This window comes from Adhaeribacter aquaticus DSM 16391, assembly GCF_000473365.1.
Lineage (GTDB): Bacteria > Bacteroidota > Bacteroidia > Cytophagales > Hymenobacteraceae > Adhaeribacter > Adhaeribacter aquaticus.
In genome coordinates, this window is the sequence record NZ_KI421517.1 from 1,059,497 (window position 1) to 1,080,897 (window position 21,401).

14 protein-coding genes and 1 tRNA gene are annotated in these 21,401 nt (G+C 43.9%); 7 read left to right on the top strand and 8 right to left on the bottom strand.

Annotated elements, in window-relative coordinates; translation table 11 throughout:
- Window positions 1-265: 265 nt before the first annotated feature.
- Entirely contained in the window at window positions 266-1,432 is a 1,167-nt protein-coding gene (locus ADHAQ_RS0106590; RefSeq protein WP_026462264.1) for an AIR synthase related protein, read from the bottom strand.
- A 328-nt stretch (window positions 1,433-1,760) separates the two neighbouring features.
- Here ADHAQ_RS0106590 and ADHAQ_RS0106595 point away from each other — a divergent pair, with 328 nt between their 5' ends.
- Entirely contained in the window at window positions 1,761-2,984 is a 1,224-nt protein-coding gene (locus ADHAQ_RS0106595) for an acyltransferase family protein (RefSeq protein WP_211240576.1), read from the top strand.
- Between the two features lie 50 nt (window positions 2,985-3,034).
- Complete coding sequence (locus ADHAQ_RS0106600) at window positions 3,035-5,611, top strand: family 20 glycosylhydrolase (protein WP_026462266.1); 2,577 nt, start codon at window positions 3,035-3,037, stop codon at window positions 5,609-5,611.
- Window positions 5,612-5,776: 165 nt separating this feature from the next.
- On the opposite strand, the gene ADHAQ_RS24755 is transcribed toward ADHAQ_RS0106600, so the two are convergent.
- From ADHAQ_RS24755 to ADHAQ_RS0106635, 7 genes are all read right to left on the bottom strand, one after another.
- A complete protein-coding gene (locus ADHAQ_RS24755) occupies window positions 5,777-7,405 on the bottom strand; it encodes a GH35 family beta-galactosidase (protein WP_169727984.1) in 1,629 nt (542 codons plus the stop codon).
- Between the two features lie 67 nt (window positions 7,406-7,472).
- A complete protein-coding gene (locus tag ADHAQ_RS0106610) occupies window positions 7,473-8,609 on the bottom strand; it encodes a carbohydrate-binding family 9-like protein (RefSeq protein WP_051359759.1) in 1,137 nt (378 codons plus the stop codon).
- Between the two features lie 167 nt (window positions 8,610-8,776).
- Entirely contained in the window at window positions 8,777-10,702 is a 1,926-nt protein-coding gene (locus tag ADHAQ_RS0106615) for a CHU_0125 family OmpA-like outer membrane integrity protein (protein ID WP_034256631.1), read from the bottom strand.
- Between the two features lie 83 nt (window positions 10,703-10,785).
- Window positions 10,786-11,268, bottom strand: a complete 483-nt coding sequence (locus tag ADHAQ_RS0106620; RefSeq protein ID WP_026462269.1) for a hypothetical protein — start codon at window positions 11,266-11,268, stop codon at window positions 10,786-10,788.
- A 146-nt stretch (window positions 11,269-11,414) separates the two neighbouring features.
- Window positions 11,415-12,221: a (Fe-S)-binding protein gene (locus ADHAQ_RS0106625; protein WP_026462270.1), complete on the bottom strand. Its 807-nt coding sequence runs from the start codon at window positions 12,219-12,221 to the stop codon at window positions 11,415-11,417.
- Window positions 12,222-12,294: 73 nt separating this feature from the next.
- Complete coding sequence (locus ADHAQ_RS27125; RefSeq protein WP_051359760.1) at window positions 12,295-13,503, bottom strand: IPT/TIG domain-containing protein; 1,209 nt, start codon at window positions 13,501-13,503, stop codon at window positions 12,295-12,297.
- A gap of 95 nt (window positions 13,504-13,598) precedes the next feature.
- A complete protein-coding gene (locus tag ADHAQ_RS0106635; protein WP_026462271.1) occupies window positions 13,599-14,969 on the bottom strand; it encodes a 4Fe-4S dicluster domain-containing protein in 1,371 nt (456 codons plus the stop codon).
- Window positions 14,970-15,112: 143 nt separating this feature from the next.
- Between ADHAQ_RS0106635 and ADHAQ_RS0106640 the strand changes: the two genes are divergently transcribed.
- The 5 genes from ADHAQ_RS0106640 (at window position 15,113) to ADHAQ_RS24765 (ending at window position 21,366) form a co-directional block, all read left to right on the top strand.
- Window positions 15,113-15,188, top strand: a tRNA-Phe gene (locus ADHAQ_RS0106640).
- 429 nt (window positions 15,189-15,617) lie between these two features.
- Entirely contained in the window at window positions 15,618-17,579 is a 1,962-nt protein-coding gene (locus ADHAQ_RS0106645; RefSeq protein ID WP_026462272.1) for a hypothetical protein, read from the top strand.
- Between the two features lie 547 nt (window positions 17,580-18,126).
- Window positions 18,127-19,023: an AAA family ATPase gene (locus tag ADHAQ_RS0106650; RefSeq protein ID WP_026462273.1), complete on the top strand. Its 897-nt coding sequence runs from the start codon at window positions 18,127-18,129 to the stop codon at window positions 19,021-19,023.
- The gene (locus ADHAQ_RS0106655; protein ID WP_026462274.1) at window positions 18,998-19,993 is read left to right on the top strand and encodes a DUF3871 family protein; all 996 of its coding nucleotides are present in this window, start codon (window positions 18,998-19,000) and stop codon (window positions 19,991-19,993) included. Before ADHAQ_RS0106650 ends, ADHAQ_RS0106655 begins: the two co-directional genes overlap by 26 nt.
- Window positions 19,994-20,298: 305 nt before the next feature.
- On the top strand, window positions 20,299-21,366 hold the full coding sequence (locus tag ADHAQ_RS24765) for a PAS domain-containing sensor histidine kinase (protein WP_034256633.1): 1,068 nt from the start codon (window positions 20,299-20,301) through the stop codon (window positions 21,364-21,366).
- Window positions 21,367-21,401: the final 35 nt, after the last annotated feature.

Genomic DNA, 21,401 nt, shown 5'->3' on the forward strand with positions numbered 1-21,401 from the left:
AGAATTCAAGTATTATGCCAAATATTTACCTTTTCTAATTTTTAAATTTAACACATCTTAAACCAGTGGGAAGTGGCGGCCTTAAACTAGCAAATGCTGGTAAAAGTTATTGTAAGAAGAGTGCTAGCTGTTACAAAAAATGCTTTTTCCTGATACACACATACCCGCAGGTTGAACAGGAAAGGGGTATGTGAAGGTAAAAATTAAAAAGCCGGAAAAAACCCTGCTCTTCCGGCTTTTTAATTTTATATTTTAATTGGCAGGACTAGTATTTGAACTCGCCAAATGGGCTTGTGATGGTCAATTCATTTTTATCGCTGGCTTCTACCCTGCCCACTATCTGGGCTGGTATATTAAAGCGGGCAGCAATATCTATTAAATCTTGGGCATGTTGCTCATTAATATAAATCTCTAACCGGTGCCCCATATTAAATACTTTGTACATTTCTTGCCAACTGGTTTGGCTTTCTTCCTGAATGATCCGGAATAAAGGCGGCACCGCGAACAGGTTGTCTTTAATGATATGTACCTTTTCGGTGAAGTGTAGTACTTTGGTTTGAGCACCACCACTGCAATGCACCATGCCATGGATATTGGCCCGATGGTTTTCCAGAATTTCTTTTACTACCGGCGCATACGTACGGGTAGGCGACAACACTAATTTACCTACATCTACGCCTACTTCTTCTACTACATCTGTTAACTTATATTTACCGGAGTAAACTAAATCTTGGGGCACTCCCGGATCAAAACTTTCCGGATAATTAGCCGCTAAATATTTTGCAAATACATCGTGCCGGGCTGAAGTTAAGCCATTGCTGCCCATGCCGCCGTTATACTCCGTTTCATAAGTAGCTTGTCCATAAGAGGCAAAGCCTACGATCACGTCTCCAGGCTGTATGGTATGGTTCGAAATTACTTCGTCGCGCCGCATACGAGCTGTAACGGTACTATCCACAATTATTGTCCGAACTAAATCGCCTACATCAGCGGTTTCGCCACCAGTGCTATAAATACCAATGCCGTTATCCCGTAGCATTTGTAGTATTTCTTCGGTACCATTAATGATAGCGGCAATTACTTCGCCGGGCACTAAGTTTTTATTTCGGCCTATGGTAGAAGAAAGTAAAATATTATCCAGAGCTCCTACACAAAGGAGGTCATCTATATTCATGATAATGGCATCCTGGGCAATACCTTTCCACACCGATAAATCGCCGGTTTCTTTCCAATACAAATAAGCCAAAGCAGACTTAGTACCAGCTCCATCCGCGTGCATGATGTTGCAATATTCCGGATTTCCGGTTAGTATATCCGGAATAATCTTACAGAATGCTTTGGGAAATATCCCTTTATCAATGTTTTTGATGGCAGCATGTACATCTTCTTTCGAAGCAGATACACCACGGCGGAGATAGCGATTTTTTTCCATTATGAGATTTTAGACAAAAGTAATTAGCTTATTCAGACGCTAATACCCTAACTAGACTGCAAAAATAAGAAAGCCTCATCAATATGAAGCTTTCCTGCAGGTTTTTCCTTAAATATTATTCTTAATTTACTATTTCTCCTAATTACATGAATCTGAATTACGAAAATTGTATTTAGGTGTAGATCTTATGGATCTAGCTAAAACTCAGGAGACAAACAAATCTATTTGCCAATTTAAAACAGAAGTATTAAAATTTAAAAGGCAAATTATTTCATTTATATATATTGTAAAACAATGACTTTATCTTTTCTTCTTCACTCTTAAATATATGCTGAAACAGCGCTATTATTCCCTTGATGTTTTTAGGGGAGCTACCGTAGCTTTTATGATTCTGGTAAATAACCCAGGTACCTGGTCTCATATTTACTCTCCTTTGGAGCATGCCTCCTGGCACGGCCTTACTCCTACCGATTTAGTTTTTCCTTTCTTCTTATTTGCGGTAGGCAACGCCCTGGCTTTTGTAATGCCGCGCCTGGAACAAGCCGGGGATGCTGTTTTCTGGCGGAAAGTAATTACCAGAACCGCTTTCATTTTTTTGATAGGTTTGTTCTTGAATTGGTTTCCGTTTGTGCGCTGGGAAGACGGGCAACTGGTATTTGAGCAATGGACTTACCTGCAAAAGGATGGTGACTTAGGTGGGGTACGTATTCTTGGGGTGCTGCAACGGATTGCACTTTGTTATTTCTTCGCCTCTATAATTATATATTATGCCAAAGCCAGAGGAGCCTTTTATATTGGCGCTGCTTTATTGCTGCTTTATTGGATTTTATGCTGGCTTGGTAATCCTACTGATCCGTACAGCCTGGAAGGATGGTTTGGAACTGCTTTAGATAAACATATATTGGGAGAACCCCACATGTACCACGGCGAAGGAATAGCTTTTGACCCGGAAGGAATAATGAGTACTTTGCCCGCCATTGTTCAGGTAATTATTGGCTTTTTGGTTGGGGATTATATCCGCAGCAGAGGAGACCAAGATATAAATAATGAAGAAGTAAGCGAAAATTCGTTTCAGCCAGTTTACAAAACTATTACTGTTTTATTTGTTTCTGCCGTTATTTTAATGATCCTAAGTTATTTCTGGAATTTAAGCTTCCCGATAAATAAAAAAATCTGGACGAGTTCTTTTGTAGTTTGTACATCCGGACTAGCCATTGCCTTACTAGCCACTCTTATTTACTTTATAGAAGTAAGAAGTAGGCGGAGTTGGTGGACGCGCTTTTTTGATGTGTTTGGAAAGAACCCCTTATTTATTTATGCTTTGAGCGGGTTAATTCCCAATATTATTAGTCTTATCCGCATCAGTAACGGAGTAAATACGGCGGGTGAGCCCAGGACTATTTCGGTTTGGAGTTGGTTTTACGAAAACATTGCCGCTAAAGTGCCCGGTCCGCCCGAAAATGGATCGCTATTTTTTGCAATTTGTTTTGTTATACTGCTTTGGGTTATCGGCTATTACTTGGATAAAAGGAAAGTATACATTCGGGTTTAAAGCTGCGCCTGTTCTCTTTTTGTAAAAAATTATCTATTTAACCTTTCTACATGAAAAAAGTAGTTTTCATTGCTATATTAATCTGTCAGATGGCCTTTATTGGCTGCTCCGAAGCTGCTAGGGAAATAGATGCTAATACCGAAACCGAGGCAAGTACTAATCTCGCAACAGAAGCGAAAGGCTTTACTTTAACCATAGAACTGCCCGCGTCTATTTCTCAGAGTCAGGGAAATACTAAGGCTATTTTTACTTTAACCAATGGTACCACAGAAACTTTGCCCGCCACCGGCTGGAAACTGTTTTATAATGGCCACAGCATCAAAACTGATGACGAGCAGGTAGGTACCATTAAGCATTTTAACGGCGATCTGCATTATTTAACGCCCAGCACTAACTTTAAACCTTTAGCCGCCGGTCAGTCTACCCAAATAGCAGTAACAAGCCGTCGGGTAAAGAACATAACGGATTTCCCATCTGGCTTTTATTTAGTTTATGATAAAACACCCAATAAAGGCATACCTGTAGCTCTGGAAGTTAAAACTGGTAATTATTTTCTTAAATCTGACCAGATTCTGGCCGCTAAAATTTACGATCAAAATGCCAAAATAAAAGATATTCCGGCCGAGCAGCTTCCTAAAGTATTTCCAACCCCTATTTCTTATGTAGAAAAAGGCAATGCGTTTACTTTTACTAAAGAAGTAGTAATTGTAGCGGATAAGGAATTCAGGCAGGAAGCAGATTTGTTGGCAGAAAGTCTTGCAGGAGTTACAGGCAATAAACCTACTGTCCAAAGCCAGGCAACAGATAAGGCAATTGTTTTAAAAAGAAAAGAAAGTTTAGCCAGAGAAGGATACGAACTAACTGTTAATCCCAATCAAATCCTTATTTCTGCTTCTTCCGCAGCCGGCGCTTTTTACGGCATTCAATCACTTAAAACCATGCTATCGCCAGCAGCCTTCTCCGGAAAAGAAAATTCAGTGCAAATAAGTGGCGTAGAGGTTAAAGATGCTCCTCGTTTTAGTTACCGTGGTTTTATGATGGATGTAGCCCGGAATTTCCAAACAAAAGAAGAGGTGTTAAAGGTACTGGATGTAATGGCTTTGTATAAAATGAATGTTTTTCATTTCCATTTCAGCGACGATGAAGGCTGGCGTATTGAAATACCTTCTTTACCCGAACTAACCACCGTAGGCGCCACCCGGGCCCACACCACTGATTATAAAACCAGCATTTCCCCTTCTTACGGCTCAGGGCCCGATGCACAAAACACCACCGGTACCGGTTATTACAGCAAAGCCGATTTTATAGATATTTTAAAATATGCCCGCGACCGCCACATTGAGGTTATTCCCGAAATAGAATCGCCGGGACATGCCCGTGCTGCCATAAAAGCTATGGATGCCCGCTACCAGCGTTTATCTGAAGAAGGGAAAAAAGCCGAAGCTGAGCGTTATCTTCTGCGCGACTTAAACGACAAGTCAATTTACCGGTCGGTGCAAAACTGGAACGACAACGTAATGGATGTAGCTAAACCATCTACCTACGCTTTTCTAGAAATGGTGGTAGACGAATTACGGGCTATGTATAAAGAAGCCAATGCGCCACTGACTACCATTCATTTTGGGGGTGATGAGGTGCCGGCCGGCGTGTGGGAAAAATCACCATCCGTGCAACAATTAATCAGCAAAAATGCCGGCGTTCAAACTACCGACGATTTATGGTACTATTATTTTGATAAAATCAACCAAATGCTAAAAGTGCGTAATTTGTTTTTATCGGGATGGGAAGAAATCGGGCTAAAGAAAGTAAAACAAAATGGACGGGTAACCTGGGTTACCAACCCTACTTTTGCTAACCAAAATTTCCGGGTGAATGTCTGGAAAAACAGCCCCGGTTCCGGGGCCGAAGATTTAGCTTACCGCATGGCCAACGCTGGTTATAAAGTTATTCTCACAGGCGTTACCCATTTGTACTTAGACCTGGCCTATAATACCTCTTCTACCGAGCCCGGACAATATTGGGGCGGCTACGTTGATATAGACAAACCTTTTTATTTTATACCCTACAATTACCTCAAAAACTTAAAAGAAGATGATCGCGGCAATCCGCTAAATCCGGCTACTATTAAAAGTCGCGAAGCATTAACCGCTAAAGGCAAAGCAAATATTGTGGGCATGGAAGCGCCGCTCTGGTCAGAGACCAACCGCTCGCCTGAACAGTTTGAATACAAAATGCTGCCTAAATTGTTGGGCGTAGCCGAACGTGCCTGGGCCAAAGACCCACAATGGGCTACCGAACAAAATGCCGCTAAAAGTACAACCTTGTATGCTCAGGCCTGGTCAGAATTTATTAACAGAGTGGGCAAAAGAGAATTGGCCCGTTTAGATACTTATGCTGGTGGCTTCCAATATCGGGTTCCTACTGCTGGCGCTAAAATTATCAATAACCAGGTTGCCGCCAATGTGCAATTTCCCGGCTATACTATCCGGTACACCACCAACGGTTTGGAACCAACAGCCCAGAGCGCTGTCTACTCAAAACCTATTTCGGCTACCGGTACTATTAAACTAAAGGTATTTAGCCCGGCAGGAAGAGCTGGACAAACAGTAACCATAGAAAATAGATAGTGAAGTGGTGCTATCACTGAACTGGGATAACTATTTGATTATAATTTTAAGGCTACTAACAACCAGGTTAAGCAGGAAAATTAGGGCGTATAATACGGGTAAGAACAAAACAGCTTTATACATGCTTTCCGGCCAAACTTTGATGATTACTGGTGCCCATATAAGTTATCGTTCAAAGTTTGGTTTGTTATCAAATTTATCAGATTGTAAGCCTTTGAGTTTTATTTTTAACATCACGCCTTCCGGTGTCAGTGTAGAGTGGTATACTTCATCGCCATTCCAATTTCGAATTTTCTGCCAAACCCCATCTTTGAAGGTGCCTTCTTCTACCGATATAAACTCAGCTGTAGAAAAACCTGAACCCAATTTAGGCCGGAACTGAAATTTTGTATCGAATCCAATCAGTATAAATTCATCTGGGCCTATCTCCCCAACCAGTACCCGACCGGTCATTTCTTTAGGTTCTTTATATGTCGGAAATCCATAGGTTAGCAGCAGATCGTAATTACTGAAATGCAGTAATTCGTCGCCTAACCCATCTTCTTCAGCCGCGGCTTGCAATTTACCAGTTCCTTGCAAAGAAGTTATCAACGGAATAGCCGGACGTAAAAGCCGGTAGTTGGCAGCTATGCCCGAAAATTTATTATCCAGCTTTTCTTTATCCCGTTTATCATTCGGATCAGCATGGAAAGGATCGATGCCGTAAGGCGCCACACCTATAGCATTATAATCGCCAATGGCATAAAAATGGAAACGGGCAAAAGCAATACCCCGCCCGGTTTCGGGAATAAACAACGCATTATCAGGCCGGCCATACTTTTCACAAAGCTCCCGGAACTGCATATAATTTCGGTGGTAAATATCAACGGCTAATAAATCTATGCCGGGCGCGGCGGCTTTATAAATATCCAGCATATTAGAGGTAGGTCCGCCGCTGGGATGCTCACCTGCCCGGCCAAAACGATTTTCTTTAATCCAGGCATTTACATACATGGGTAAAGGATATTCTTTTTTACCAGCCTCGGCAATGTAATTGATATAAACAGCCATATGATAAGCAGAGAAGGCCTCGGCCGCTTCCGGACCAAATACCTGCTCCCAGCTACCAGGTTGTTTTTTAAGAGCTGAAACCAGTTTAGCTGGTACCTGTTCTTTAAATAATTGAGTAGCCTGAGTTGAGTAATCCCGATCCGTGCCTAGTGAGCCGGGCTCATTCTCAGGTTGAACCATGATAACTGTCTTATAACGCTCATCCACTTGTCGTATATGCCGCATCATAGCGGTAAAAGCTTGGGCATCGGCATTTCTGTTCTTCTCCGATAAACTAGATAAAACCCCTATTGACCGACCAGTACCATCTACCATGCGCGGATATTCCTGCGGATTTTCCTTCACCCAAGCTGGTACATACTGCGACTGCCCGTTTTTATAGGAACCGAACCATAGCAATACTAACCTCAACCCTTCCCGGCGCGCATCCAGAATTAACTTATCCAGATTAGCAAAATCAAATTTCCCCCGCTGTGGCTCTATTTGCTCCCAGTAAACAGGCACTTCTAGGGTATTGCAATTTAACTCCCGCAATTGCGGCCACGTTTTATCCAATATGGCGGGCCAGCCACTGGAATTCCACATCTGGGCTCCTAATATCAGGTATGGCTTTCCGTCTACATAAAAAGTATGTTTTCCATTTTGGGAAACCAGTTGAGGCATAGAAGGTGATGAAGCCTTATTACCCTTCTGAGCACGGTTCTTGGTAGCCTGACCAAATCCAGAACCTACGTTTAGAAACATAAGAAAACCTAAAAGAATCTTAAGCAGCAATCCTGGCATAACAACAAGCTATATTTTTAGATTAACGTTACTCCTCACATACCTGCACCAAGCCGTCCTGATCAATTTGCCAGCATTTACCTGCTGCCTGACCTTTTATAGTGGCTAAAAACTGACGGGAACTGACCTCTAAGGTTAACTTATTTGCCTGCCCTCCCACTTGGACCAGTGACTCTAACCCCAACTCTGATAAAGAAGGAGCATACCGCTTGTGCTGCTGGTAATGTTTTTTCTGTTGATAATAAATGGCCCACAAGAATTCCTTTTGCTTTTCTGAATAAGGTAAGGCAAACGAAACCGTACCAGAGGCTTTCTTACTAAATTGTAAATATCCCCACCGTTCCGGGAAGTGCATATTTATTACTCCTTGCGGAGACCACACCCAATTATGCTCCGGTAATTTTTTGCCCTTTGCATTTGTCTTTATTACATACCGGCCATTCTCAATAGAAGTATCCCATTCTACCCGGGAAAAATTAAGGCGCCAAAGAGTACCTTCGGTTGGAATACTGGCACTATTACCTAAACTAACTGCTTGAAAAGGAATGGCCATTTCTACTGTCCAACCTTTATCGGTATCAGTGGGGTTATTAAGAGTACCTTGTATTTGTACTGCAGAACGTAAGCCTTCCGTGTTCCAGCCAATCATGGCGCTGCTTTTATTACGGTAAGGCTTGGCCATAAATAGATCAAAGATGGTGTTTAAAGCATTAACTTCTATCTCAAAATATTGATGGGTATTGTTATCCGGATCAATAAATATTTCAAAATCATTGTCATGAAATACAATGGCATCATGTTTTTGCAAAGAAGCCCAAACATGGGGTTCCTTTAATTCGGCCGCTATATACAAACAACTATCCGACCATAGCATTTTCACTTTTGTTTCTAACCTGGGGGCTGGCTTTAGGCTTCCTTCAATATCTATAAATTTTTCTGTCCAGGCTGCTGCTTCCCACGCTTTATCATTCAGATGCCCATCAACTTTTACTGCACTAGTAGTCCGATATACCACATAGTTAAGAGGAGGCGTAAATAAATTCTCGTACCCTTTAAATATAGGATGCTGGGCAGAGGCAGCTATTGGCACAACCAGCATTGCCACCATCAAAGATAAGTACAGCCTTAAGCTCGTATCCAGCCTACCAAAACCTAATAAATCCATTTTAAGCAAATTTAAATTAGCCTGATACTTACCTTCACCTAATTATATAGTAGAAATATAATAAATAGATTAGAGAAATTAACCTGCTTAAAAGCCCTGACTAAAAATAAATAAAAAAGCCTCCCAGGAATTACCCAGGGAGGCTTTACATTATTACAAGTAATATCTTATTCAGCGATTTTGGTTACTTTAAACTCTGTACGGCGGTTGCGCTGATGCTCTTCTTCTGTTTTTGCATTTTTAACAACTAACCGGGTTTCGCCGTAACCTTTGGCTGTAATACGGGCGGGTTCAATACCTTTGGAAATAATATATTCGACCGCTGATCTTGCCCGCCGCTCTGATAAATCCATGTTATAAGCATCTTTACCACGCACGTCAGTATGGGAACTTAGCTCTATGGTGATTTTTGGATTGTCTCTCAGCGTTTGAACTAATTTATCTAACTCTAAGGCTGCATCCGGACGAATATCAGCTTTATCCAGGTCGTAGAAGATATTCTCTACCACTATAGCTTTGTTCTTGATAATAGGATTCAAGGTTAAAGTAGCCGATAAACGAATTTCTGTTAATGGTTTTGTTAAAGAAGCCTGAGATGGCGTTTTACCTACCGTTGTGATAGCTTGACGAGCAGCGAAATATCCGTTTCGCTCAGCTAACAGCGAATAGGTACTTGCTGTATCTAAGTCAAAACTTACCAAACCGTTAGCAGGTGTTCTGGCATCTTCTATTCGTTTCCCCTGGGCATCTAATAACGTAACCCGAACATCAGCCATTTCCCTGGTTCCGCCTCCGGTTTGTAACTGCTCCAATACTTTTACATCCACCCAAAAATCAACCCGTTTAATCGGACTTTTTCTAAAGAAGTAAATATCATCACTCCCCTTGCCGCCTTCTCTTTCAGAAGAAAAATACCCACTATCCTCACTTACCGGATAAAGCGCAAAATCATCCCCTGTAGAATTTATTTCGGGTCCCAAATTTACTACCTGGTTATTCTCTACTTTATAAAGGTCTAGTTTACCTAAGCCCAAATGGCCATCAGAGGCAAAATACAAGGTACCATCCGGACCTACAGACGGAAAGCTTTCGTTACCGGGTGTGTTTATGGGCGCTCCCACATTTTCGGGAGCAGAAAAATTACCACTGGCATCTAAAACAGATCTGTAAATATCAGTTCCGCCTTGTCCGCCCTTCCGGTTCGAAGCAAAATACAAGGTCTTGCCATCAGGCGCTAAAAAAGGAGTAGAATCCCAGGCATCCGGACTATTAAGGCGAGGGGCACGAGGTTCTGTCCAGGCTCCAGACCGGAAACGGGAGACAAATAAATCTACGTTCTGACGGCCTTTTCGAGTTCCTTCATTGCCCCGGGCAAAAATCACCGTTTTACCATCTGCCGAAAAGGTAGCCACCGCATCATGTATACCCGAAAGGTTAAGCATATTATCCAACTTACGTACCGAGCCGGTTCCCAGAAAATCAGTAGAGATACTTGGTTTAAAACCATATAAATCCGTAAATCCCTGACCATTACCTTTAAAGGTTGGTCCTGCTCCCCGCGATGAAGCAAATATTATTTCTCCTTCGGCCATACTTACCCCAAAATCTGCCGCTTCGGAATTTATGTGATCCAAAGGAATAACTTCGTAGTTAAGCTTGTTTTTTAATACCGTAGGTAAGGCTTTTAAATTCTGAATTTCTAGTTTTGCCTGATCTAAAAATTTTTGGTTGGCACCTATCTGCAGGTATTGGGCCAGGTGGGTAGCAGCCTCATCGTATTTCCCGTTCGCCCGCAGCGCCATGCCATAGTAAAAGTTGGTATCTTCTCTTTTAACGCCGTTATCCAAAGCTGCCTTGTAATAAGGTTCTGCCAACTGGATGCGGTTTGATCGGCGGTAAGCTTCTGCCAGCTTAAGGTTTAAAATACCATCGCGTTGTTTATTTTTTACTGCCTTCAGGTAAAACCTTACGGCTGGTTCAAATTCCTCACGCGCAAAGTATTTATCGGCCCGGCCCACATTGGAGAGGGAGCTGCAGCCTACCATTGCAGTTAAGGATAGCACTACCAATACTAAATAAATTTTGGATACCATTAATTTAGCAGTAGAGATATTTAGTGTATAATTAAGCTTCAATATTATTACTATTTATAGTATATACTCAGTTATTAATACATTTAGAAGTACCGGGAAAGCCAGGTTTCTTTTGCGGGCTTTGGCCATTCCTGCAATACTTGTCCGGCTGTGTTTATAGTACTGTCAAAGTATAGCGAATCTGGCTTGATGACACCTGCATTTACGCCTTCTTTTACTTCTTTTAACGGAACTACGGCTACGGTATTGCCTTGTAAAAAAGCTAATTGCGTACGGTCAAAGAACGATACGTTTAATAATTCCTCCAGTTGCTTTACAAACCGAACGGAGGCATCAATTGAGCAACCACTCGGGCTATTTACATCTTCATTATTGCCAATAACCAGGAAGCGGTTATGAAATATTTGGGCAGATGCCTGAAGTTTTTGGCCATGACTGGTCCACTCCACCGAAAATATTTGTAAAGCTGGCTGTAAGCTTTCTATTTCGGCATCGGTTAAACTACGGCTGGCCTGGTATATCCAAACCCGGGAATTGGCTGGTAATTGCTGAAAAGGAATATACATATGTTTAATTGCCGATGACTGAAAACCCACGGCTTTATTTTAAATTTTAATGTAAGCGAAAGTTTATAGAAAATATACTCAAAGCAAAAGTTAATTACCGCAATTACAAAATTTTATTTAAAACTGGCCGTTTCTGCTAAAGGTAATTAGGTATTAATACCCTCGGCTGAGGCAATTAGTTCGGCAATATCAAAGACTTTAACCTCCTGCTCTTTTTCCTTATTTTTTACGCCATCCGATAACATCGTCATACAAAACGGACAAGCCGAAGCAATTATTGCAGCTTCGGTTCCCAGGGCCTCTTCGGTTCTCTCTATATTGATATCTTTCAAGCCTGGCTCAGGTTCCTTCCACATTTGTGCCCCGCCGGCACCACAACATAAGCCACTCGCCCGGCTACGCTTCATTTCTACCAAATCGGCATCCAGAGCTGCCAACACCGCTCTGGGAGCCTCATAGATGCCATTAGCCCGCCCCAGATAACAGGAATCATGAAATGTAATGCGCTTGCCCTTAAATTCACCGCCCTCCGCTAATCGTACTTTGCCTTCATCAATAAGTTGTTGTAAAAAGGTACTGTGATGTATTACCTCATAATTACCACCTAAAGCCGGATACTCATTTAGTAACGTATTAAAACAATGTGGGCAGGCCGTCACTATTTTCTTTATGCCATACCCATCCAGCACCTGAATATTGGTTAGCGCCTGCATCTGGAACAAAAACTCATTTCCAGCCCGTTTTGCCGGATCGCCGGTACAACTTTCTTCTAAACCCAAAACAGCATATTTAATTCCTACGTGTTCCAGGATACGCACAAATGCCCGGGTTACATTTTTATACCTATCGTCAAAAGCCCCCGCACAGCCTACCCAGAATAATATCTCCGGCATTTCGCCTCTGGCCATGTAATCAGCCATAGTAGGTACGGTAATCTGTCGTTTGTTTTCCATTAAGTTTAGCTCAAAGCCCAATCCTAAAAGTAGAAAGTTTAAGCCTATTTTCTAATACCGAATCGCTCTTCTTTTATTCAGGATTGAACTCATACAAGCTACGGCTGTTTAGCTCAATTACATAAGCTTTGTTATTTACTACAAAAGTATTCCGCCCGGTACCACCCGGGTAGGGCGCTTTCTCTAGCCACTGATTAGCGGTTACATTATATTGCCAGCAGTTTCCATTTTCTTCCATTAGGTAAGGCGTATTATTCAGGACGAAGGCCAGCGAAAATTTTTTCTTTTCTTTATTGAAATCTGGTAACGCAGTCCATAAATCTTTATTGGGTTCATATTGCCAGAACGCATAAGACTCTTTGATGCTCTCAGTACCAGCAAAATAATAACCTCCTCCTACATAAGCTTTGTCGCCGAGCTTGAAACTTATTGCGCTTTCTAAGGTATTAAACGGAATATCCTTTTTCTGGGTCCATTTATCCGTTGCTGGATCGTATTCCCACATATCTTTCACTTCCGGGTCAAAATATTCACCCCTGCCAACGGCAATATAACCTTTGTTATCTAAAACAAAAGCTGCGGCATGTATGCGTCCACTTCCCGGAAAGTCGGCTTTTTTTGTCCAGGTTCCGGTTTCGGTATTATATTCCCAAAAATCGTTCTTGAAACCTAAAGGCCAATACGTAAACCCGGTCGTAATGTAAATTTTATTACCAATGGTAAAACTAACTCCGCCTAACCTTTTCAGGCCTGGAAAATCATTCTTTTGAATCCACACATCGGAAGCAGGAAGGTATTCCCAAAAATCCTTTTCAGTAAAATCACCCGAACCGCCTAAAGTAAGAAAACCGGAATTTACGCCCGAGATGGTTAAGGCGTTACCACGGGCTTCTCCCAGAAAATCCTTTTTGCGGGTCCAGGTGCCGGTAAGTACGATAAAATCCTGGGTACTGGTAAGTGTTACGCTTTCTCTAGTCACCGATACTTTACCGGTACTGCCATTTACCGGTACTTTTGTAATAATGGTGCTGTCATTCATTTCCATTACCTCGGCTACCGCACCGTTAAAACGTACTGTTATATTAGCCGGTCTATTCCCAAAATGCTTACCACTTACCGTTACTAATTCGTTAACCTTTCCTTTACTGGGTTTAACCGTCAGTTCAGTTAACGTATCGATGTTGGGCAAAACACCATCCTCCTGATCGGTAGTACAGCCCGGAAAAAGTAGTACACCAACCATAAGCAGGCTTAAACAAAAAAGGTATTGAATAGCTTTCATTATAACTTGTTTTAAATTAAGTAAGCTTACGCTACTTAAAACAACTGCACCATTCTTCCTTTGTTTATTAACTTATTTAGCTTTCTGGCATTGCTTTAGCCTGCCTTTGTATCGGCTTTCTCCTGGATAAATAAATTATCAGCCCAGTTCAGGCGGTCGGAGGGCGAGAAAGCCCAAGGCGCCCCATTATTTTCGATGTTGGTAAACATGGCATTTAACGCTGGTGGCGCGGCCGATTCCTCTAAAACCAAATACCGGCGCATTTCTACAATGGATGATAACGGATCTATGTTCACGGGGCACGCTTCTACGCAGGCATTGCAGGTAGTGCAGGCCCATAGTTCTTCCGGCGTAACATAGCCACGCAGCAACGTTTTCTCCTCCGTTACCTTCACCCCCTCTTCGCCCAATTCCCGGTAATGGTTGGGCCGGAAAATAGCCGGGTGTTCGCCTTTTTCTTCCATCCGGTCGCGGGTATCCATTATAATTTTACGCGGCGATAATAATTTACCGGTAATGTTAGCCGGGCACATATTGGTACAGCGGCCACATTCCGTACAGGTATAGGCATCCATTAAGTTTTTCCAGGTAAGGTCTTCCACATCCCTGGCTCCGAACTTGGCTGGTTCGGCTCCTTCAGGTAAAGCTGGCATTTGGTAACCCGGATCTAACATAGCTTTTATTTCGTGGGTAATGCTCTCATTTGTAGAAAATTTTCCTTTGGGCTCTAACCGCGAGTAATACACATTAGGAAAAGCCATAATAATATGGAAATGCTTGGAGCTGGGCAGGTAATTTAAGAAAGCAAAAATGCCTAAAATGTGCAGCCACCAACCAACACTTCGTACAACTTCCAGATAATCGATATCATTGCCATAAATATCAACCAATAAACCGCTAATAGGAAAACTACCAGCTAACTCCTGCCCGGCCAATTGATGCAATTTCAGATCGGCAATATTAAAAGCAAATAAGGCTTTCATCAATACTATTTCAATTATTAGAATAATGTTGGCATCTAACCTGGGCCAAGCGCGCATCTCTGCCCCCCAAGTTAAGCGGGGCACTTTTACCAGATTGCGACGGGCTAAAAAAATAACGCAGGCCACTATTACCAGAAAGGCCAGTATTTCATTAACAGCCATAAGCACATCATAAGCTGGCCCTAAAAAACTTAAAGCCCGGTGGGTACCAGATATTCCATCAATAAGTATTTCCAATACTTCGATATTAATAACCAGGAAACCTACATAAACCAAAGCATGCAAGATGGCCGGGAATGGCCGCTTAAACATTTTCTGCTGACCAAAAGCAACCAGCAATAACTTATTAACCCGCTCCGATCTATTGCCTCCAATAGCTAAATCACGGCCCAACTTAATATTTTTAGAAATTTTTTTGGTTTGCCAAATAAAAAAAAATGCTGCAAAAAAGGTAATAACACCAAAGAGTATATTGCTGATCATAGGCCTTTTACAGTTATATTTTTGCAGTACGTAAGGTAAAGAAAACCGCCATGTTTTTGCTCTGATTAAAAATTTATTTTGCGATACTATTGCACAGTATATTCCTACTTCTTACTTTTGCATACTTTTTAACGAAAGCAGTTGGTGATGTAGCTCAGTTGGTAGAGCAAAGGACTGAAAATCCTTGTGTCGTTGGTTCGATTCCAATCATCACCACCAACTGAAAAAAACCTCCTAGTGAAAACTGGGAGGTTTTTTTATGCCCTTTTTACGACCGCATGAGTGTTCGTGCGACATTACACATGAGACGTATGTAATATACGTTATCCCCCCAATAAAGCATAACCGCTGGAGCAATTTGGCGCATATTTTGGCGCACAATACCCGTTAACGATTCTCCATTAATGCTACCTCTAAGGCAATTCGCTATCTTTCAGGCTGGTGCAAAACGACGCAATAAAAATCACCTGTCGGGTATAGCAAATCACAGCCCAACTGTGTAATTTAGGGTTGATCAAACCAGCCCCAACGATTTAATTACCGAAGAATTAAGTGGCAAGATTGACAAGGTATAGGAAGCATTCCGGCCAACAGAATTTATCGAACGTCAAGATAATATGAGACCCCTTGCGTAGGAAGAAGTAAAACATGGACGAACGTAATCCAAAGATCATTGAAGTTAGCCGAGGAGAAAGCACCTCAACCTATATATTGCAAAATGGCGCTAAATTGGGCGAAGTTTTTGACTTCCTACCCGCTGGCATAGTAAATAAAACAGAAACCGGAATAGGCGCTACCACTCTGGAATTGAATTCCGAGCGGAACTCCATTATTGTTGAACCGATTAGGGTAACTGCGTCCCGAAAAGCAAAGAAAACGCCGGGTTCCTTGTATGTTGGTAGTCCTACCCCAGAATTTAATCAAAAGGTTACCAACGACAAGATTAAAGCGTATATTGATAGCCCCGGAGGTAAACATAAGAAGCTGATAGTAGTGGCTGATAGCCTTCCGCGCGTTATTGAAGCGATTGGTGAAAACGTATACCGCGATTACTTCCTGATGATTGATGAAATCGACGCGTTCCAAAACGACGCAGCGTTCAGGGGTAGTATGGAAAAGAGCCTGGACTATTACAAGAAGTTTCCCCAAACCAATCGAGCATTGGTTACCGCCACGCCGCTTGGGTTCTCCGATCCAGAACTTGAGCATGAACATCAAACTATTATACAGTATGAAACCCCGGTTGGCCGGGATATCGCGCTTATTTACACCGATAATGTTTCTGGCTCAGCATTCGACCATATCAAAGAACAACTTCAAACAAACCCGGGCCAAAAAATTGCCATCGCCTTCAATTCTGTAACAGGTTGCCGTGGGTTAGCGCAGAAGTTAGAAAAGGACCGCGTTGTTTCTCCTGCCGAAATTAAAATATTATGCAGCACAAGTAGCGAGGAAAGGGTAGGGAAATACTTCGCTGAGCTCACAAATGAGCAGCTCCCGGGCCAGGTAACCTTCTTTACCTCCGCCTATTTCAATGGATTCGACCTGGATGAGCGTTATCACCTGGTGTCTATCTCAGACCCAACATCCCCGATAACCGCATTATCCGACCATAAACTTAAGCAAATTGCCGGAAGATCAAGGCCAGGCCTACTTTCGGAAACTGTGATTTATGGAACAAGCAAAGAGCTTCCGGAAGAGATCACTGCCGTAGATGAAAAATCTTTAATAAGTGCCGCGGTTGACGAGATCAAAGCGATCGAGTGCTTCGAAATGAATTTCCGAAATAACCCCGTACTTAAAAATAGTATAAAAAAGATCAGAGAACTGGTGGTAGAAAGGACCCGCCATTTAAAGTATTCCTTGGTACGGTTAGACGCGGATGGTAAACCTCAAATATCCTACTTCAACGTAGATGCTTGCCTAGAAACCATAAGGGTAAACAAGGAAGTTTACCAGGACGCGGTGTCGCTAAAGGACCTTTTGGGCAAAAATAATAATATAATAGGCTTCCACGTTTCTCATTCAAAAACCGCCATCAAGCATGACCTAAAGAAGGATGGCGAGATCAGGAAACGAAATGCAGAAGAAGCCATCAACCTACTCAGAACCACGAACTCTAGCGCGCAGCTTTCCCTCTTACTGACTGACCCAACCTTACCAGAACAACAAAAGAAGATTATCAGGGAATATGAGGCCCTCTACCAATTTATAGACGGGGAACAGCTGCTAGAATCCTTAAAAAACCATTATAACCCGGGTGACGCCAGAGCATGGAACACCTTTAAAAGTGCCGCTATATTCGCCGCTTACGATGAAAGTCATCCTTTTAAACAAAGAATGAACCGCCACTTCAAGGTTGGTGATAGGTATACCCCAGAGCAAATTCTAAAAAGGCTTAACGCTGTTTTTGAAGAAGCCCACCTGGGTACCAAGCTAGACAGCCCAGTAATTGCAGTCCGGATGTTTAAGCTCTTTTATGCTACCGTTGTAAAAAGAAAGAGTGGCAAAAGGGCACAGGAAGTAATATCCGACAATCCCAGGAAGGTAACGGTAACCATGACCATAAAAGACCTTACCACATTTGATCCTGCCCGTTTCCTTGGATAAAACCCCCTTAAATAAAACGTATAATAAAATCCAGCTGCCTGCCCATGCTGCCTGCTCATTCTCACCTTAAACATAAACACACAAGAACTTCACACTTTCCTAGATATGCAGCGCAGCCGCAGCTTTACCACTTTGACCACTTATCTATTTTTTATTAGGGGGATAAGTGGTCATTACCTACGTACGGGTACCCAATTTCGAGTTGCGCGCTCACGAGTATGCTCTCCCTATACGGGCTAATATTCCAATCCCACAAGTCAGGAACAACCCGACTGACTGGTAATATATGTAATAGCTACCGTGTTCCTTTAATCCTGTCGGAAAGAACGGCTTATTTATCCGACAAGTGAAATCTACTACGCGCATTCGCGTGTATGGTACCTAGCCAAACACCCCGCCCCTTCGCTCGCCCGACGCCTACCCCCCCGGTGTTTCAATGGCACAATCTAATTCTGGCGCCCTGTAGCCATGTATTTTCCTAGCAAACGGAACCTGCCACACCCCAAATAATCCAGTCTGTTCATTTTTCAACCTTAAACCACAGCGTATGCAATTACAACCAGCCAATCGCAAGCGGTCCAAGATCCGGTTGCTCTTACAATCTCCTGCCGGCGGAGGAAAAACTATGAGTGCCTTATTAATAGCTAACGGCATAGCGGGTTCATGGTCAAAGGTCGCCATCGTTGATACCGAGAACCGGTCAGCGGATCTTTATTCCGACTTAGGAGCGTATAATGTATTACACCTTTCACCACCGTGTACACCAGAGCGCTTCATTCAGGCAATAGAAACCTGTGAAAGCGCGGGCATGGAGGTTATCATTTTGGACAGTATTACCCACGAATGGGAATACCTATTGGACTACCATGCCAGTCTTCCAGGAAACTCGTTTACCGCCTGGAGCAAAGTCACACCACGCCACTCAGCTTTCATCGAAAGGATCCTTCAATCAACTTGTCACATCATTGCTACGGTGCGGTCGAAAACAGAATATGCCCTTTCGGAGAAGAATGGTAAACAGGTTCCTGAGAAGTTAGGCATGAAATCTATCCAGCGGGATGGCATTGACTACGAATTCACGGTGGTGCTGGAGCTGGATCTCAAGCATAATGCCAGTGCATCCAAAGACCGTACCCGCCTGTTTATGGATAAACCTCCTTTCCGGCTAAATGAAGATACCGGCAAGCAAATTCTAGCATGGTGCACAAGCGGCCACTCTGAAACAGCGCCTTTAGACGATGAGGCCATCCAGCAGCAGGTTAGCCAATGCGCCAGCCTCCCGGAGCTAACGGCAATCTATTACCGGTGCAATGAGGAGCAAAAAGAAGCGCTCATGCCGGTATTCCAGCAGCAGAAACAATATATCATGCAATCAACGGCACTAACCAATCAATTACTAAACCAAACAATCAACAACCATGGAACTAATACACGCCCTAGCTAGAACACAAAATCATTCGATTAGAACAATTAATCAAGAGCTGGACCAACAATCCAGCTCTTCTGCTTTTATAGAGGCCAATACGACAGCTGTTCCCTTCCAGGATATACAGCATAACCACATTATCCCGGTGTTTGTTAAGGATAATGAGCCGCTCATTAGCCAGTCGGATTTTATCCTGGCTACTCAGGATGCGGTACAGGATCTTTTCCGGGGAGAGACCATTCTCCAGCCACAGATACGGGTATCGCACCCTATTAAGGGCCGCATACCGGAAGCCAAAGATAAACCAGCCAGTCAGCTACTGGAATGGGAACGCACCATCTATTATGAGCGGGCTATGTTCTGCATCGAAATACCAACCATTATGGATGATATTGATGGCAACCGGCTAACCTTGATGGTAGGCGGTGTGAAAGCCTATAACCTGGACAACCTCTATAATAAAAAAGGGGCGGCCGAGCATTTCAAGATATTCATTGGTTTTAAGAACCTGGTTTGCACCAACCTCTGTGTGCGTACTGATGGGTACAAGGCAGATTTGAAGGTAGCGAGCCTGGATCAATTACGAAGTGCCATCTACCGCTTAATGGATCAATATGACCAGCACCGGCACCTTAGACAGATGCAGGCGCTGACCGGTTACTCTATCACGGAGCAGCAGTTCGCTCATTTGCTGGGCCGTTGCCGCATGTACCAATATCTCCCATCGGAAGAAAAGAAAGCAATCCCGGCACTCCTGTACGGTGATTCCCAGCTGAATTCGGTATGCCAGGACTACTACAAGGATGCAAGCTTTTGCCGACAGGAAGATGGGAATATTAACCTGTGGCGCTTATACAACCTGTTTACCGGGGCAAATAAGTCGACCTACATTGATCAGTTCCTAGACCGCTCAGTGAACGCGCTGGATTTCGCCTCACAGGTGCAGCATGCACTGGACGGAGGCCGTGCCAGTTGGTTCCTAAACTGAGAGAGTTTAAACGCTAGAAATTTAAACCCTTGCGTGTCTCTTTTGCCGGTTTTCTGAACATTACAGCAAAACCGGCTTTTTACATCATATGGTGTAAGGAAGGATAGGCTCATGGGTGAGCCTCCAAAGGCTCTATCACAAACCACTGACTTCCGAATTGATATGAAACAGCAGTATATACTACTTCCCATATGGTGCGTGCTTCGCCCTAGGCTTAAAAGAATAATGAAAAGCGAACTATTCTAGGTAGATAGTTGTATATTCGGCAGAGGCGGCCCACGGGATAACAGCGTTTCCAAGAACGCATGCTATCAAGTAACCCCGCACCCGGCTTCCTGGAGTCACTGGCCGAGGGCAGTGACCAAGTGATTTTCTCCTTTGAGGTGGCCAGCCAGCGGCTCTCCTACCTCAACCCTGCCTTCGAGGAGGTCTGGTCCCAGACCCGCCGGAGCGCCGTGGACAACCCCCAAGGCCTGCTGGAGACGGTTCACCCCGAGGACCTGGCCTACGTCCGGAAAATATACCGCAATGTGCTTAATGGAAGGATAATCAAGGACGCAGAGTTCCGTATCCGTACCCACGGCGGCAGGGAGAGGTGGGTCTGCGTCTGCCCACACCTGTCGGAGGACCATTCCTACGTCATGGGCTACGTCAGCGACGTCACCGCCCAGAAGCACTACAACGACACCCTCAAGAAGTACTCCGACAAGAAGAACTCCATCCTCAACATCCTCTCCCACGACCTGGCCGGCCCCCTGGGCATGATCCACAGCCTCTCCCAGATGCTGGGCGACGGCAAGGAGGAGGGCGCCCGGGAGATCATCGGCATCATTGAGAAAAGCAGCCGCCAGGGCGTGCAGCTGATCCAGGACTTCATCAAGCAGGAGTTCCTGGAGTCCTCCGAGGTGAAGCTCATCCGGCGCCGGGTGGACTTGGCGCAGGCCATCCGGGAGTCCATGGAGGAGTACTTGGCCACCCAGCAGCTGACGGGCAAGACGTTCCGGCTCCACGCCTCCGGGGAGCCGGTGTTCCTGGAGGTGGACGACAACAAGTTCATGCAGGTCATTAACAACCTCATCTCTAACGCCATCAAGTTCACCCCTGACGGAGGCCAGATCACCGTAGCCCTGGAGGACAAAGGAGAGACGGTGCTGGTGACGGTGGCCGACACGGGGGTGGGCATCCCCGAGAGATACCACGCCACCCTATTCGACAAGTTCACCCGCGCCAGAAGGCCCGGCATCAAGGGGGAGCCCTCGGTGGGACTTGGCATGTCCATCATCAAAACCATTGTAGAGTGGCACGGCGGCAGGATATGGTTTAAGAGCGCGGAGGGGAAGGGCAGCACCTTCTTCATAGAGCTACCCAGATAGGGCCTTATCCGGAGGGACTATTTCCCCCGGATGTT

Bases quoted from the DNA above. Each gene is read 5' to 3' on its own strand.
- ADHAQ_RS0106590 (WP_026462264.1), bottom strand. From the start codon at position 1,432: ATGGAAAAAAATCGCTATCTCCGCCGTGGTGTATCTGCTTCGAAAGAA.
- ADHAQ_RS0106620 (WP_026462269.1), bottom strand. From the start codon at position 11,268: ATGTATATTCCTTTTCAGCAATTACCAGCCAATTCCCGGGTTTGGATA.
- ADHAQ_RS0106650 (WP_026462273.1), top strand. From the start codon at position 18,127: ATGCAATTACAACCAGCCAATCGCAAGCGGTCCAAGATCCGGTTGCTC.
- ADHAQ_RS0106655 (WP_026462274.1), top strand. From the start codon at position 18,998: ATGGAACTAATACACGCCCTAGCTAGAACACAAAATCATTCGATTAGA.
- ADHAQ_RS0106625 (WP_026462270.1), bottom strand. From the start codon at position 12,221: ATGGAAAACAAACGACAGATTACCGTACCTACTATGGCTGATTACATG.
- ADHAQ_RS0106635 (WP_026462271.1), bottom strand. From the start codon at position 14,969: ATGATCAGCAATATACTCTTTGGTGTTATTACCTTTTTTGCAGCATTT.
- ADHAQ_RS0106595 (WP_211240576.1), top strand. From the start codon at position 1,761: ATGCTGAAACAGCGCTATTATTCCCTTGATGTTTTTAGGGGAGCTACC.
- ADHAQ_RS24765 (WP_034256633.1), top strand. From the start codon at position 20,299: ATGCTATCAAGTAACCCCGCACCCGGCTTCCTGGAGTCACTGGCCGAG.
- ADHAQ_RS0106600 (WP_026462266.1), top strand. From the start codon at position 3,035: ATGAAAAAAGTAGTTTTCATTGCTATATTAATCTGTCAGATGGCCTTT.
- ADHAQ_RS24755 (WP_169727984.1), bottom strand. From the start codon at position 7,405: ATGTTTCTAAACGTAGGTTCTGGATTTGGTCAGGCTACCAAGAACCGT.
- ADHAQ_RS27125 (WP_051359760.1), bottom strand. From the start codon at position 13,503: ATGAAAGCTATTCAATACCTTTTTTGTTTAAGCCTGCTTATGGTTGGT.
- ADHAQ_RS0106610 (WP_051359759.1), bottom strand. From the start codon at position 8,609: ATGGATTTATTAGGTTTTGGTAGGCTGGATACGAGCTTAAGGCTGTAC.
- ADHAQ_RS0106615 (WP_034256631.1), bottom strand. From the start codon at position 10,702: ATGGTATCCAAAATTTATTTAGTATTGGTAGTGCTATCCTTAACTGCA.
- ADHAQ_RS0106645 (WP_026462272.1), top strand. From the start codon at position 15,618: ATGGACGAACGTAATCCAAAGATCATTGAAGTTAGCCGAGGAGAAAGC.